13 protein-coding genes are annotated in these 14846 nt (G+C 34.5%); 1 reads left to right on the forward strand and 12 read right to left on the reverse strand.

All coding sequences use genetic code 11. The features are described 5' to 3' along the window. Positions 1-15: 15 nt before the first annotated feature. The 5 genes from OR571_RS11160 to OR571_RS11180 all read right to left on the reverse strand — a co-directional run bounded on the left by OR571_RS11160 (position 16) and on the right by OR571_RS11180 (position 4769). On the reverse strand, positions 16-849 hold the full coding sequence (locus OR571_RS11160; RefSeq protein WP_282242871.1) for a carbohydrate ABC transporter permease: 834 nt from the start codon (positions 847-849) through the stop codon (positions 16-18). A gap of 16 nt (positions 850-865) precedes the next feature. Next, a complete protein-coding gene (locus OR571_RS11165) occupies positions 866-1765 on the reverse strand; it encodes a carbohydrate ABC transporter permease (protein WP_282242872.1) in 900 nt (299 codons plus the stop codon). A 59-nt stretch (positions 1766-1824) separates the two neighbouring features. Beyond that, positions 1825-3102: an ABC transporter substrate-binding protein gene (locus tag OR571_RS11170; protein WP_282242874.1), complete on the reverse strand. Its 1278-nt coding sequence runs from the start codon at positions 3100-3102 to the stop codon at positions 1825-1827. A 118-nt stretch (positions 3103-3220) separates the two neighbouring features. After that, positions 3221-3883, reverse strand: a complete 663-nt coding sequence (locus OR571_RS11175) for a DUF624 domain-containing protein (RefSeq protein ID WP_282242876.1) — start codon at positions 3881-3883, stop codon at positions 3221-3223. Positions 3884-3911: 28 nt separating this feature from the next. Next, the gene (locus OR571_RS11180; protein ID WP_282242878.1) at positions 3912-4769 is read right to left on the reverse strand and encodes a MurR/RpiR family transcriptional regulator; all 858 of its coding nucleotides are present in this window, start codon (positions 4767-4769) and stop codon (positions 3912-3914) included. A 356-nt stretch (positions 4770-5125) separates the two neighbouring features. Here OR571_RS11180 and OR571_RS11185 point away from each other — a divergent pair, with 356 nt between their 5' ends. Further along, positions 5126-6196 carry a hypothetical protein gene (locus tag OR571_RS11185; RefSeq protein ID WP_282242879.1) on the forward strand — a complete coding sequence of 357 codons (1071 nt, stop codon included), beginning with the start codon at positions 5126-5128 and terminating at the stop codon, positions 6194-6196. A gap of 120 nt (positions 6197-6316) precedes the next feature. Here the strand turns inward: OR571_RS11185 and OR571_RS11190 are convergent, their stop codons facing one another. The 7 genes from OR571_RS11190 to OR571_RS11220 all read right to left on the reverse strand — a co-directional run bounded on the left by OR571_RS11190 (position 6317) and on the right by OR571_RS11220 (position 14821). Next, positions 6317-9196 carry a family 10 glycosylhydrolase gene (locus tag OR571_RS11190; RefSeq protein ID WP_282242880.1) on the reverse strand — a complete coding sequence of 960 codons (2880 nt, stop codon included), beginning with the start codon at positions 9194-9196 and terminating at the stop codon, positions 6317-6319. 397 nt (positions 9197-9593) lie between these two features. Next, complete coding sequence (locus OR571_RS11195) at positions 9594-10007, reverse strand: DegT/DnrJ/EryC1/StrS family aminotransferase (protein WP_481900386.1); 414 nt, start codon at positions 10005-10007, stop codon at positions 9594-9596. Between the two features lie 402 nt (positions 10008-10409). Further along, positions 10410-11705: an O-antigen ligase family protein gene (locus OR571_RS11200; protein WP_282242882.1), complete on the reverse strand. Its 1296-nt coding sequence runs from the start codon at positions 11703-11705 to the stop codon at positions 10410-10412. A 252-nt stretch (positions 11706-11957) separates the two neighbouring features. After that, entirely contained in the window at positions 11958-13304 is a 1347-nt protein-coding gene (locus OR571_RS11205) for a polysaccharide deacetylase family protein (protein WP_282242883.1), read from the reverse strand. Then, positions 13301-13837 (reverse strand): GNAT family N-acetyltransferase, encoded by a 537-nt coding sequence (locus OR571_RS11210; protein WP_282242884.1) that lies wholly within the window; start codon positions 13835-13837, stop codon positions 13301-13303. Before OR571_RS11210 ends, OR571_RS11205 begins: the two co-directional genes overlap by 4 nt. A gap of 101 nt (positions 13838-13938) precedes the next feature. After that, a complete protein-coding gene (locus OR571_RS11215; protein ID WP_282242885.1) occupies positions 13939-14253 on the reverse strand; it encodes a hypothetical protein in 315 nt (104 codons plus the stop codon). Next, positions 14246-14821: a hypothetical protein gene (locus OR571_RS11220; RefSeq protein WP_282242886.1), complete on the reverse strand. Its 576-nt coding sequence runs from the start codon at positions 14819-14821 to the stop codon at positions 14246-14248. Before OR571_RS11220 ends, OR571_RS11215 begins: the two co-directional genes overlap by 8 nt. Positions 14822-14846 lie beyond the last annotated feature (25 nt).

The following is a 14846-nucleotide window of genomic DNA, read 5'->3' on the forward strand; positions in this document are numbered from 1 at the left end:
TTCATTTCAGATGCATTAACCTTTTACTGCTCCTGAAATTCCTTCCATATAATATTTTTGAGTGAAAATAAAAACAATGATAATTGGTAGTACGGAAATAACCGTACCAGCAGCAATCCACCCAAAATTATAGGAAAACTGACCATTTAAAAAGCTCAACGCAGATGCCAGTGGATATTTTTCCGTATCTAACACAATGATCGGCCATAGGAACATATTCCAGTTCTGCATGAATTCAAAAAGTGCCACTACTGCGATTGCTGGTTTTATCATGGGCATCATTAATTGGCACCAGATACGAAATTCGGAAGCACCGTCCATTTTCCCCGAATCTCTTATGTCTACTGGAATTCCCATGAATGCCTGTCTGAACAGGAATACATTAAACACGGAAACAAGCGTCGGCAGTATAACGCCTGTAAAGGTATTGATCAGCCCCAACTTATTAATCGTTAAATAATTTACAACAAGTCCCGCAGCTGCAGGAATAATCATCGTCGAAACGAGCAGCAAGAAGACAAAATTTCTTCCTTTAAATTTAAAAACGGCTAAAGGATATGCAGTGATAGCACTAAATAAAATACTAAGTGTCACACCTAAGAAGGTAATAATAACTGTATTCCAAATATATTTAAGGAAGTCCATATACTCCCAAACTTCTATGTAGTTCTTGAAGTCAATGAAGGTTGGCAATATCGCAGGTGGAAATGCAAAAATGTTCTTCCCAGGCATAAGAGATACACTTACCAACCAAAGAAATGGACCCATCATTAAAAGGGCAAAAAGACTTAACAACACATAAACGATCGTTTTATGGATAATCTTTTTTAATAGATTGTTATTTTTCATAGGCTCATCATCCATATCAATATGGATTGACACCACCCTTCTTGTTAAACACGAAGACGAAAATACTAAAGACCATAATGATACAACTAACAATTAAACCTAATGCAGAGGAAAATCCAAATTCAAATTTTTCGAATCCTTGCTGGTAAATATACACACTGCTTGTTAAGGTTGCATTACCGGGACCACCAGAAGTTAAAACGAATACCTCATCAAATACACGAATCGCTCCCATTAAGGAAATTAATGTACAGAAGAAGATATATGGCTTTAATAAAGGAATCGTGATTTTTCTAATAACTTGAAAGTTACTAGCACCATCGATTTTGGCAGCCTCTATACAATCTGTTGGAACAGCTTGCAAACCAGCAAGATAAATCATCATATAATAACCTAAGCCCTTCCATAAGGTGATAAACATTAATGCCCAAAGCGCTGTATCTTTATCTGATAACCAATTCACTTTTTCACTTATTAATCCAGTGGCCATTAATAGATAGTTTAAAACCCCGTTTGAGCTCATCAGCCAACCCCAGATAATTGCAACAGCTACCATAGAAGTAACAACTGGAATATAATAGGCAGTTCGAAAAAATTTAATACCTGCGATATTTCGATTCACTAAGATAGCCATGAAAATGGATATAATTTGGATAAAAGGCACAACAATCATATAGAACAAGGAATTTTTAATAGATGCGATAAAATCCACGTCAGCAAATGCACGCTTAAAGTTTTCAAGTCCTACGAATGAGGTTTCTCCTATTACCGAATAGTTCGTGAATGCTAAAGGTAAGCTGAAAATAATCGGCCAAAAGGTAAAAAGAGCAAGTAATATTAACCCAGGCGCCATAAAAAGCCATGCAGTTTGAACCTCGGAAAACCTGCTAAAACCGATAGTTCTTTTCTTTCCCATAGGTTTTTTCCTCCTAATCGAAAATGGGCAGAAATGCTTCTGCCCATCGTTTTCATATTTTAACGAGCTAATATATCATTAACCTCTTTCTCAGCTGCTTCCAGCTCCGCATTAAGATCCATTTCGTTACTGTAAATGTTCTGTAGATGTTTATTTATCGCGCTATCCACATCGCTAGCAGCTTCCACACCAAGATAAAAATCCGTTGCTTTATCTAAGCTTTCAACCGATGCAGTAAGAGCTTGCGATTCTAACGTGCCATCATTTTTATAGAAGAATTCATCCTTTGCAGCTTCCTTAGTGGAAGGAAGGGTGTTCGCTGTTTTCGCGAATGCTAGTTGATTTGCATCGTTCGTTACAAAATGTGCAAATTCAGTTGCAGCATCCACATTCTTAGAATCCTTTGGAACTACTAGATTCATAGTGTTTGTAAAACGTATTCCCGCTTTTCCTGTTGGAGCTGGAACCGCAATCGTATTTTCATATACATCCTGTGAAGCTGTTTTTAACTGATTGATAAATGAAGAGCTAGAGATAATCATTGCAACTTGTTCACTACCAAAAAGTTCAACTTGCTTACCAAACGATGGAATATCTTTTGGTATAACGCCATTCTCAATTAAATCAAGATTACTTTGTATATATTCTTTTATTTCGTCATTATTGAATATCGCTTTGTCATCTTTAATAATCTCGTAGCCCTCTTCCAGAATGGAGCGTGTTCCCAACGAGAAAACGTACCCAAAAGAATCCGTTTTGTCTGCAATTTGTTTACCCCAGTCTGCCAACTCTTCTTTCGTTTGTGGAGGATTATTTATATCCAGACCTGCTTTTTCTGCTAAATTCTTATTAATATAAAGAACCGGTATGCCCGTATACCATGGAAGTGCATATGCACCATCTCCCTGAACAGTGGAGCTATAGATCCCATCAAAATAAATTCCTTTTTGTTCATCCGTTAATTGTTCGTTAAAATCAACTAACGCCCCTTTGGAAGCCATCTGATTTGCAAATATAGTATTTAAGTTAACTACGTCAGGAGCTTGTTTGCTCGCAATACTTGTCAGTAATTTGTTTTGAACTGCATCAAACGGGAAGTCCTTCCATTCAATCGTTACATTAGGATGTTCTTCTTCATAAGTTGCAATTAAGTCATTGAAATAATCATTGAATGTTGGTTGTAGCGCAATTGTCCAAAATTCTACCGTTGATTTTTCATTTTCTTTCGAATCAGAATCTTTCTCCCCTGTTTCCTCAGAACTACAAGCACCTAAAACACCTAAAACAAGTAATAATATCATAGCTACTGGTAATAATTTTTTGTAAACCTTACTCACTGCAATTCCCCCCAATAATGTTTGTTTTTGTTTATATATTTTTCCAAACTCCCCAATAAAGTTGAAACCGTTTTCACAAATGACTTTTCTACAGAATTATCTGTCTATTAGAAATGTATCATTTTATGGAGATTAAATCCACCTTTTTTTCAAAAAGAAATAAATTCTCCGTTTTTAGTGTTAGTCTGATGATCATTAAACTCTTATCCTTCCCAAACATGAGAAAATAGTGGGCATATGCAAGAAGGCTGAAAGAAAAAATAATAGGTATAAACCTTAGATAGACTGAAAGTATGAGAATAATTGAGTTGATAAGAATCAGAAGTAAGGTCTTTAGTGGTTGCCGAAACAGCAGATAAAAACTACTAATAAATAATGGTTTCAAATGATGTTCACCCAAAATAAATAACTTTATAAGATTGCTAGATATCCCTAAAAACAAAATAGATACAATTATATTAAAGGGTAGAAAAAAATTCTGTAACGCATTTGGCATATAATTTACAGCTAGAAGGTTACCTATCAGGATGACTGAAACAAATAGAAGAACCAGCCATACTTTAATTCCTTTGATGAGGTAATCGTAAAATAACTTTAAAAATTGTTTCCAAGCTGGGATTGGCTTATCTTCTGACAAATCTTTCATAACTTCCACCAATGCTATAAAAGCAGGGTAAGCAGTGACTATGGGAAGCGAGCATAGGATGAACAAAAAGTTTAAAAGAACAAAATCTACTATATATTCAAGTACTCTCACTAGTTTGTTATGTGAAGAAATCATGATTTTCACCTTTTTCTATACGTGTTTGTCAGTACAATTTATCGAGGACTGATTCTGCTGTATTTTTTATCGCTTTGGACGCTTGTTCTTTATTGCAAAGCGCAGCATTCGTTGCAAGAACATCTAATAATAAAAGCTGAGCGATTTTAGAAGAGAATATTCCACCTTCAAATGGAGATTCCTTATTTGCAGCCAGAAGAATTAAATCTGCATATTTGGTAATAGGTGATCTTGCTTGATTTGTAATACAAATGACAGATGTATTGTTTTTCTTCGCAATTTCTATGGCATCCACCACATCCTTTGTACTCCCTGATGAGGAGATTGCAATAATTAAATCCTCTTCCCCTAATAAGGAAGCGGTCATTGCCATCATATGTGAATCCGAAACATGTTCCGTATTATAGCCCAGCCGCATTAATCTGTGTTTACCATCCAATGCAGTAACTCCAGATGAACCTACCCCAAAGAAATAGATCTTCTTTGCACTGTTAATACAATCTACCGCTGCCTGCAAAGTGCTCTCTTGGAGTAATGCGACCGTATCATTTAAAGCACTTACATTTTGAGTTGTAATTTTTTTTGCAACTATCTCAACCGAATCATGTTCATCAATTTTCCCATAAACCTGTTCGTCCACTTCCATCAGATTTTGTGCAACTGCTAACTTAAATTCTTGAAATCCTCTATATCCTAATTTCCTACAAAAACGCAATACTGTTGTTTCGCCAACCCCCACCACTTCCGCTAAATCAGTTACAGTGGAATATACTGCTTCCGCATGATTATCCATTATATAATCCGCTACCTTCTGCTCTGTTTTCGTCAGCGAGTTATATACGGATTGAATAATGATAAGGGGGTTCACTTTCTCGGTAATCGGCATAAAAATTCTCCTTTATAGTTAATATAGAATCTAAATGAAGAAATATTCCTCCAAGTAATTAAAAAAAGGATTTATCATCCAACTACAGAATACAAAATTGCTTTTGTTTCGTCAATGGTTTGAGGAAGTTTGTGGTGGGTCACGAGAAGAGTATTTGACTTATTATTTTTCTTTTCGCGCACGTGCATCTTCTACCACTTCCTAGAGAAAGAAAATCCATCCACTTTTTTTCAATAAAAAGGAGGATAAATTCAATATATATAGAATTTTTTTAATATTGAGCCTCCATATCAACCTCTTAAGGTAGTTTGACAATCAATATGGGGATTTCAATAAAATCGAGAGGAGGAAAAGGAATGAAAAGGAAGTCTACTTTAATTTTAGGTACTGTTCTATTAGCATTACTTCTGCCTAACCAGTCATTTGCCAATGAGAATTATGTACCAATTGAAACACTTAAGCCTGCGGTTCATCTAGAAAAACCAGAATTAAAACAAACGGGAGGAAAACTGATACTAAGTGATTCACCAGAAACGTACTCCGACAATGGTGCTTTTTATCGAGACACCGCTACAGGTGAATTCCGTGTATTTTGGCATCATCAAAATGTTAGTGGAGAAAATCGAAACGTCAGCCTAGCCCTAACGAATACTTCGGATGAACCAGTGGTGCTGTATTCTAAAGGAGTAGGAGCTTCAGTTAGTATTTATCCTGACGTCGCTGGAAAAGAAGCGTTAGTACAATTTCTAGAAGAAAAGGCTGAAAAAAAATACATTAAAACCTTGCAGCCTGGTGAAAGCTATTACCTGGAAACAAAGGCAGGCGATGGAGACACGGTTAGCGGGATTGCCCAATATGATGTCTATACGAAACACGGACATCAGCAGGCCACTGTCACCGCAACCACACTTAACTATACAGAACGTCCAGCTGACCCACTTTCTGTTGAAATCTTACCGCCTGACTCACATGTTCGTGGAAGTTTTCCACATTTTGATCGTGAGGGTATACTTACTTATGATACCGCATTAGGAAATGCCTATATTCGACTTTCATCTGCAGCTTCTGGTCAATGGAGCGATAAATTACCGGGAGAATATGAAGAAGGGATTAGTGTAGTCGATGGAAACAAACCGGTCATCAACAATGGGAACTACGGTGTTTTATATAATTTAGACGTTAACGTGGAAAATAGTTTACAAAGTCCACAGCAACTCTCTATCTATGATAACCCTGCGGGTGGATTTGGTCATTTTGCTATGCAATGGAACGGTAAACTTAACACTACCGGGTTTCTAAGTTATGTAAATGCATGGAAGTTTGCGTCTGAAAAAATCGGAGCCAACGGGAATCAATACGATTTTGTCACGAGTCTTCCAGGCGGCGCATCTGGTCCTTCCGTAATATACTTTGTGCCAGAAAATTAAGTAAAACCAATAGTAAAGTGGGTCGCAGGGAAAGGTTCTCTGTCCACCCAAAAAAGTGGGATGGAGCTACCCTCCATCCCACTTTTTATGTTTTCTCATGTTGCAGTTTTAGAATCTACCCTAGGCTTCGGTAAATATTTCAATATACGAGACTAGCTCTTCGGCCACTTCAACCGGGATATGCTTGCCTGCATGTTTTTGAACAAAACTTTGAAGTTCTTCTAGTTTTTGAATACCTGTCAACCTTGCTTCTTCTGCTTGTTCAACTAGTCCTTTTTCGTTAAGCTCTTCTGCTGAAGCAAAATCTCTTTGTGCACCTGCTAATCTGGCAAGCACAGCTTGTTGAATACCCTCATTATTGAAAGAAGTTTTTTCGACAAACTCAATAACTTGACCTAGAGTTGGTTCTTCAGCAAAAATAGTTACCACTAGTTGGTGTGTTTTAAAACCATCGACAGAAACGATGATTTCAATCTGATTTTCACCAGGCTGAAGTGAAAGCTGTGCGGAGAATTCACCATTTGATTGTACAGGTGCTGCTAAACCATTCACAGATACCTCAGCATTACCTGGTCCCACTACTTGTACTATACCTTGATATTCGAAGCCAACAGTAGAGAATGTTTTCCCATCATAGTTCAAGGAACCTTTTACAATAGCGGATCGTACCTTATCCCCTATATCAAAGTTAGTACCAACAAGAACTCTTCTTTCACGAATGCCGGAACTATCAAGTGCTGAAATGACGAAGCCACCCTCTGGAATTAGGCTATTGTTATCTTCTACCACGTTCCAGTTCCAGTTCATCGCTTGTTTCTTATTCACCATCTTAACGACTTCACCGTTGGCATCTACAACTGCTTCTACTCCCCATTTATTGGTAGCCGTAGAAAGTCCAAATGTGTCAGAGTACACATTTAAATTATCTTCATTACGATTAATATTTAAGAAATCTCCAACAAATGGATTTTCTGGTTCAGCTGGATTACTGATTCCTATTACATAATCCTTCACATATTCATCGTCCGCAATAGAAGCCTTAATGACAGGGAAGTTTGCTTGCGAATAGTCAAACAGCATGAGTCCACTTGTATTATTAAGCCCAGCTTGGAAGGCTTCTCTTTGTAAGGATGGGTCTTGTAAATTTGCTAAAGCCATACTTGCATAGAGAGGTAATTGTCCATCTGTTAAAATATTTCCTAGTGTAATATATTTATTGATTTCCTTTGCTGTTGTTTGATACGTACCAATCATTAGGAAATCTAACTTATCAGAATAAGCTGCTTGCTGGTAATCTTCCCCGTATAAATTTTCTTGCGGGAATTGTAATCGTGAATCATAAGTAAAGGTTGGACTAGACCAGTTTACACCGTTTAAATAATAAGATTCAAACCAAGAGCCAACATATGCAGATAACTCAATATCACGATTATCACTTACATTATATTGGTCAACTAATTCCCTTGATTCTTCTACAAAACTATTAATTACGCTAGATCTAAATGTAAACCATTCATTAATAAGTGGGCCATCTACACGATTACTGCCTTCATAATAAAAGACATCCTGTGGCCAATTCGTTAATGTTTTTCCTCTTTCAGCAAGAAAACCTTCAAATTGCGTTCTAGATTGCTCACTAAAATCAGCGAAATAGTTATCATATCTACCACGGTCCAATGAGATCCCGTCAACATCATAGTTTTTCATTACTTCTTCAAACGTTTTTAATTGATAGTCTCGAACCTCAGGGTTAGAAGGGTTAACAAAAGCTACTAAAGCACCTTTTTTACCATATGCACTTTCTCTTAATGGTAAAATTTCTCCGTTATCCTCAGATCGATAAACCTTCTCTTCCCACTCTGGATGGTCATTTAATACTGCAAATTCATTAAAGGCAATAGAGCCTTCCGCAAATACGTTAAAAGCAGCATGAACCTCTATACCTAATTGATGACCATGTTCGATAAATTCTTCTAATAAATCTAAATCTGGGTTTGAACCACTTCTACTATCTGCTGTCATTTCACTTACATATGGACGATTTGTTAGGTCGTTCTTTTGATAGGATACGAAACCTTCAACGCCCTTCACATCAAACATCACAGCTGTAACACCTGCATCTTTGGCTTCAATGAGCATGTTACGAACATCCTCACTGGATTGGAATCTTCTTGCGTTTGATGCTTGATCAACCCAGAGAAAGACTTCTTTTTTTACAGATGGGGAGTCTTGATAGTAAACAATTAACGATTTTTTATCATGTAAAATCTCATTCTTGTAAATTTCTACATCAATGTAATTGGTCCTTGATGTTAGCTCGTATACATATTGGAAGGAACCATCTTCTTGAAGCTCTACCTCCTGTTCATTTACTAGCAATTTATAGTTTTGATCACTTTCAAAGTTTTGGATAGAACCAGAGATATTAGCTTGCGGTTCTGTAAGCGTATACATTAACTCGTTTTGTAAATTGATTCTTGCGTTCAATCCATTACCTGTCATAAATTCTGTAATTGGAACTACATTCCCATTTTTTCTTAACTTAATAACATCGCCTTCCTTAAAGTTGGTAGCTAAGAATTTACGGAAGTCTTTCGTAGCCCAAGAGTCGTCTTGTGCTAGAAGCACATATCCGCCTGCTGGTATTGCTAAAGATTGTTCATCCTCCCAAACAGGTGGCGCACCATTTACTGATTGACTGACTACCTTTGTAACTGTATTGTTTGCATCGACTTGAACGGCTACCCAGAACTTTTTCACTAAAACCTCACTTGCATACTCAGATGTATAAAGCATCATAAAATCTGCTTTTCCATCAATGCTTTCATCTATATAATTTATCTTATGCATTTCCCCCACTGGACTCATGGAAGGGTCTAATGGAGCAGCCTCCACCTCAATCAAATCTTCATTGTTTGTTTCAGCAAATGAAGAGATTGGGAACAAAGAAACAATTAATAGTAAAGCTAGAAAAACACTAAAAAACTTTCTGATTTTCAAAACTTTCACTCCCTTATTATAGTGTTGTGACTTTGGTCAACCTACAAAGATCATTTCCACCTCCGTTATATAGTAAATTTCATAAAGACAAAGATTTTGAAGGTAATAACCTCCGGAATGTTATTAAATTCCGGAATAATCCTCCTTTAAATAACATAACTAAGCGCAAATGCCAGGTCAACGAAAAATTTGAATTATCAAATAATTAAGAAAAAAGTAGTAGAACTAAAGGCTAATGTACAAATCTCTGAGTAGTAGCAGTACCTATCACCTTAATTTTAACGTCCCTGTGTAAGAAACAATTCTGAATTGTTTCTTATGCAGGGATGATTTTAACCATAAGAAAGCCACTAGAAGTGACTCTCCCCCTTCCAACGGCCTGTTGCTTACTCTGAAGTTAAATGATAAATTCTTTAATCACCTTACAAACTTTATCAACATCCTCTTCACTCAAGTAAGGATGCATTGGTAAAGAAAGCACTAAATCACAAAGGTTATTAGTAATTTCAAATTCTCGATCATTAATATTCAAATATGTAAAAGCATCTTGCTTATGCATTGGCTTAACATAATAAATCATACTGGGAATGTCATGCTCCTTTAGTTTCACTTGTAAACCATCCCGCTGTTCATTGTTCTTTAGCTTAATAGTATACTGGGCAAAACTTGAATAAAACCCATCTGGTATTAATGGAGTTTCGACAATTCCTTTCAATCTTTCATCATATAAGTTATACACTCGGTTTACATCTTCCACTTCGTGATCAATAAATGCTTTTAGTTTTACTTTTAATATAGCAGCTTGAATAATATTTGAAGCCCATCACTTCCCCTACTGTTATCATGACTTCTGTTCATAGGCGGTCAGTATTCTTTCATAGATTTCCCCAAATATTCCCCCAGTGTAAAATAGAAGCCACTACTGGTGCACTTGGATGTACCAAAGTGGTTGGCTTACATCATCGAAGTCCAAAATATGTGTTGCTGTCACATTAATGAGGGCAGCATATTCAAGTGAAACTTACTCCTCCCTATAGCGAAGCCATTGCATTTTGTTAGGAGAAAAGAAGGGACTTAAAAGTCAATAAGCAGATAGTGCATTTAAGAACTCCCTAATTAGGACTATTTTTTTCAGTTAATTATATATTGAATCCAAAAAGGATAATTGCTCTTAAAGTAACAATTTATTCTTAATCTACTATTATAAAACGCTTTAAACGTTAGAGCGTGGTTGTATCTTGTTTGAATTACTTGGTTCTTGAACTCTGTTCTGATGGTTTTCAACTATGTGAAAATCTTGCTTTTGTGTGATAAAAGGTGTTACACACATTATGCCTAAAAATGCCCAAAAAAACTTGCTATTATTGATACTAGCTGAAATAAATAGATTGATAAACCCGAATAAGTTTAATAAAAATATTGAAATCTGATTATGGTCAAAGTTCTCATACATCTTAGAATATACAAGAAACCCACGATAATAAGCTAGAAAAACTAATGCTATACAAGCCAAAGTAGGTATTAATCCCAACTCACTCCAAATTTCAAGGAATAAATTATGAGGATAATCCTCGCCATCCGTTCCTGAGTAATATATAGGAAAACTACCCAATCCTTTACCGAAGATTATATTATCTTTTATCATTTCAAACGCAACGTTGAATCTATCACTTCTACCTTCATCTAAGAACTGCGCATTAGATAACAAAGCGAACCTATAGATAAAAGTGTCTAACCACCCATTTCTAATTGCTACAATTCCGCCTGTGATAATCAGAATTATTAAGATAAATATTTTTTTAAATGATTTAGATAAACATATACTAGCTTTTGTTATCTTTATCATAAAAAGTGGTAGGAAGAGTATAGTTATCGCAAACGCAAGAAGAGGTAATCTCCCCCCAGATACAACAAGAGGGAACAATGTTATCATTATTAAAAGCACGATTAATATTTTCAAAAAAAACGTAGAAGTTTTGAAGAAATAATAGGAAATTAGAATTATTAAACCGAATGCGCTAGCTCTCCCTAACATAATGTAATTAGATCCTAACACTGACACAAAACCGAGTTCAATTAGCTGATTTGTGAAAAAAGTATAAAATGTAGAAAACGCCATAAAAATGGAAACTGTTAAGATTCCTAAGAGAAAATTTGATAATTCACCTTTTGAACTTATAGTTACGATTCCACCTATAAAACACCATATTGTACTCACAAAAAATAATATTAGTTTTTGTTCAGAATAAATTACGCTACTTGTATAGCTATAACCAATAAGCACAAATAGAACAAGTACTGAAAAAAGTATCAATGGAGTTAAGACAAACTTCGGAAGCTTAAATCCTGTTCTTATCAGTCTATTTAAATACAGAGTAACAGAAAATAATAATAACAATAAAGTTATATCTATCGGGCTATTTTCAACACTTGCTTTAAAATATCCTGCTAAAATAAAAAGTGCAAAAATAAATCCTTCGCTAAACATAGTTTTCAATATTATCTTCAATTTATTAACAACCTCCCAGGAGAAAGTAATACATGAAAATTATTGTACCATATACACATGAAAGATTTTATGTTGTTGATGATAATTTATATTGTACCTAGTCAATAACTATCTATTACATATCCACAGGTTACACCAGTTTTATCAAAGTTTTCTGTCTTATCTCTACCTTTTGACACTTAGAAAAACTTTTCACTTATTTTGAGAGTTACTGTGTTAGAGATAATGATTCTTGCAATTAAAGTGTTACATTTACTTCATTTGCAACTTTAAAACATTTTCATAAACTGGTTGATACAACTTCCATCCTGATTCTTTGAAATTCGAATTATGCCATAAAAAAACAAAATTCCCATTGTATTTTTTTGTTTTCTCAAGCAATATTTTCATTTTCTCTTCCATATAATGAGGTGAAACTGTTTGATAGGTACTAAAACTAATTTCCATAGCAATAAGTGGAAACTCTTTTAATTTCAGCTGTTTTCGATTAATAAAATCAAAAATAGGAAACTCATAGCATGTTCCACAGCGAAACCCTTCTCGGTCAGCGTAACAGAGCGTACAGTCCATTTCCATACCATTATCATCCCATATATTCCAGGTGACAGGTGTTTCAAAACGTAGATAATGTTGACGGCCTTCCTTTACTCTAAAGCCTAAAACTTCTTCTAATCGATCTTTTTCTTTCTTCCATTGCAATGGGTCATTATAGGTATTAAAGCTTGGATGAAAACCAATAACATGACCTCTTTGTTTTACTCTTTGTATAATGTCCAATGAGTCCAACTCGTCAATTCTATAGTCATTATCAAATTTAGTAAGCCCACCACTCATAAAATAAAAACGTGACTTGATATTCGCTGCTTCCGATAAATCCATAATATAATCAAATGTATCAAATGGATCCTTTCTCTTTCCTAATTTAACTTGTGGCAGTTCAATTAAATGTTTAAAAAATGTAGGTATACTTTTTCGTTTAATAAGGTCCCCGCCAAATATACGTGCAATCTTATTAATATCTTTCCAGTATTTAATACTATCTACGTCATGAGTCATTATAAACTCAAATTTATGCTCTTTTCGTTTTTGTTCAATTCCTAAAAGAGTGAGCATATTCCATAGCATTTCAACATACTCGTTTACAATTGGGCGATCTAGAAAATCATTTTTGAATGCCACACAGAAAATTCCTGAAAAACGATTATACATATCTCGTGCTTTATTTACATACTCCTCCCATCGTGTAAGCATAAAAAAGGAAGCCGCAAAAATATCAATACCGCATACAATTTGATTAGCGGTAACTTCTAGATGATTAGTTCCATATACAATAGGTATGTCTTTTTCAACAATAAATCTATTATTTCCGTATCCAACTGTTGAGGGTATATTTTCAACTTTCAAATAGTCATCTTCCTTTTGATAACTAAAAAAGGAGTCTTGAATAAACAAAACAGATTTATTTGCTAGAACAATTTTATAATCCTGACCTTCATAATCCTGTATTTCATAATCTAATCCCAAAAACTCTCCGAACAATACATTAATTATATAAGAACGCTCTAAGTCAAATTTTCTTGGTTGATAAATTGTTATCATTTCAAAACCTCGCTTATGGAGTTACGGATTTTTAATAATTTCGAATTATTTTTCGAAATATTAAAATAATTCTTCTGAACAGCACCGAAGGCACTAAAAAAACGTTCAATTGGCTGAATCATACTACCTTCGAAATCAAAACTATTTGTAACTGTTGCTGAAAATTTAATTGCTTCCCAGATTAATAATGATGTTGCACCACTGTTTCTTAACGCTGGATCTCCCCCCCCCATTAGATAATAAGCACTTTGCTCATCCCAAATAATATAAATAGCACTGTGTATACGGTTTTGCTCATCACTAGCAAAAAAAATTTTACGACATTTTTCTTTACTACATGCTTCATCAATTTTTTTCAAAAATTCAAAATTATAAGGAATTTGTTGACCCTGTCTTTCAAATGTCAATTTATTGATATTATAGAATTCTTCAATTGAATCTCCTATATACACATGAACATTTTTTTCTGCTTTTCTTATTTCTCTTCGAATATTTTCTTTAAATGCAGAGAATATTTTATTTTCATCTGTCAAGTCCTCTAATATATATGTATAACGTGTTGTTTGTTTATAATCTTCCCAATAAAAAGGTAGCCAATTAGTAAATGAGTGATGAAAATTTTGAGAGAAAGAATCTACAGTTGGAATTTTTCTGATAATTTCTTTACAAACTTCTCTTTCAAAAGATATTTTTTTACATACTTTTGCCCTTCAGGATATTTTATCCAGATACCTGCGGTTTGTGTCAACATTGGCATTGTAATATAGTTAAAACTGAATTTCTTCTTTATTACATAAGGAAGACTTGCAACAATTTCGTCCCCTTTTTCTACTAAAATAACATCCCATTTTCCTTCCCCAGCAACTGCATCTAGCCACCAATCTTTCGAAAAAATAGGGATGTTTTTTTCTTTTTTACATAACTCTCTATACTTTTCTCTATTATTCAAAAATCTCAGCACCTTTAAAGTCTTTTTTAAATCTAATCACGAGCCCTAAAAATACGATAATAATAATAGTTTGGATAGGTTTAAAACCCGCTTTTTTTACTCCTTTAAGAGAAGCAGCGTTTTTTTTATTCACACATATTAAAACTTCTTTATCAGGATTATCTTTTGCAATTTCACTAATAACAAATGGATAAACATTGTTACCTCTAGCAGATGTTGCGGTTTCACAATAATGTATAAATATCTCATTCTTTTTCAACTTTTTCTTTACAAATGGGTGTAAATGAACCACCGAACTCTCTTTATTTACTACCCAAGAACGGTGAATACATTGGCCATTCAAATATCCTAAATAACCTATATCACCTTTCTTTAGAAAATCTTTAAATATTGATAGATATTTTGCCTCTTGAAAATTCATAATATCATTTAAATTCTCTAAATTAGCTATTTTTATTATTGCAGAGGAGTTAATATTCTTAACTTGTTCCATTTTAAAAAGAATAACCGTATCTCTTACAAAAAGTCTTGCTTGCATAAATCTTGCAATTTTTTTTACTAAGTTCATTTTTTCCCCCGTTTTTTAAAAATAC

The sequence above is a fragment of the Psychrobacillus sp. NEAU-3TGS genome (assembly GCF_029955155.1).
GTDB lineage: Bacteria > Bacillota > Bacilli > Bacillales_A > Planococcaceae > Psychrobacillus.

Coding starts and splice junctions, on each gene's coding strand:
- OR571_RS11180 (WP_282242878.1), bottom strand. CDS start 4,769: ATGCCGATTACCGAGAAAGTGAACCCCCTTATCATTATTCAATCCGTA.
- OR571_RS11160 (WP_282242871.1), bottom strand. CDS start 849: ATGAAAAATAACAATCTATTAAAAAAGATTATCCATAAAACGATCGTT.
- OR571_RS11220 (WP_282242886.1), bottom strand. CDS start 14,821: ATGAACTTAGTAAAAAAAATTGCAAGATTTATGCAAGCAAGACTTTTT.
- OR571_RS11175 (WP_282242876.1), bottom strand. CDS start 3,883: ATGATTTCTTCACATAACAAACTAGTGAGAGTACTTGAATATATAGTA.
- OR571_RS11205 (WP_282242883.1), bottom strand. CDS start 13,304: ATGATAACAATTTATCAACCAAGAAAATTTGACTTAGAGCGTTCTTAT.
- OR571_RS11185 (WP_282242879.1), top strand. CDS start 5,126: ATGAAAAGGAAGTCTACTTTAATTTTAGGTACTGTTCTATTAGCATTA.
- OR571_RS11165 (WP_282242872.1), bottom strand. CDS start 1,765: ATGGGAAAGAAAAGAACTATCGGTTTTAGCAGGTTTTCCGAGGTTCAA.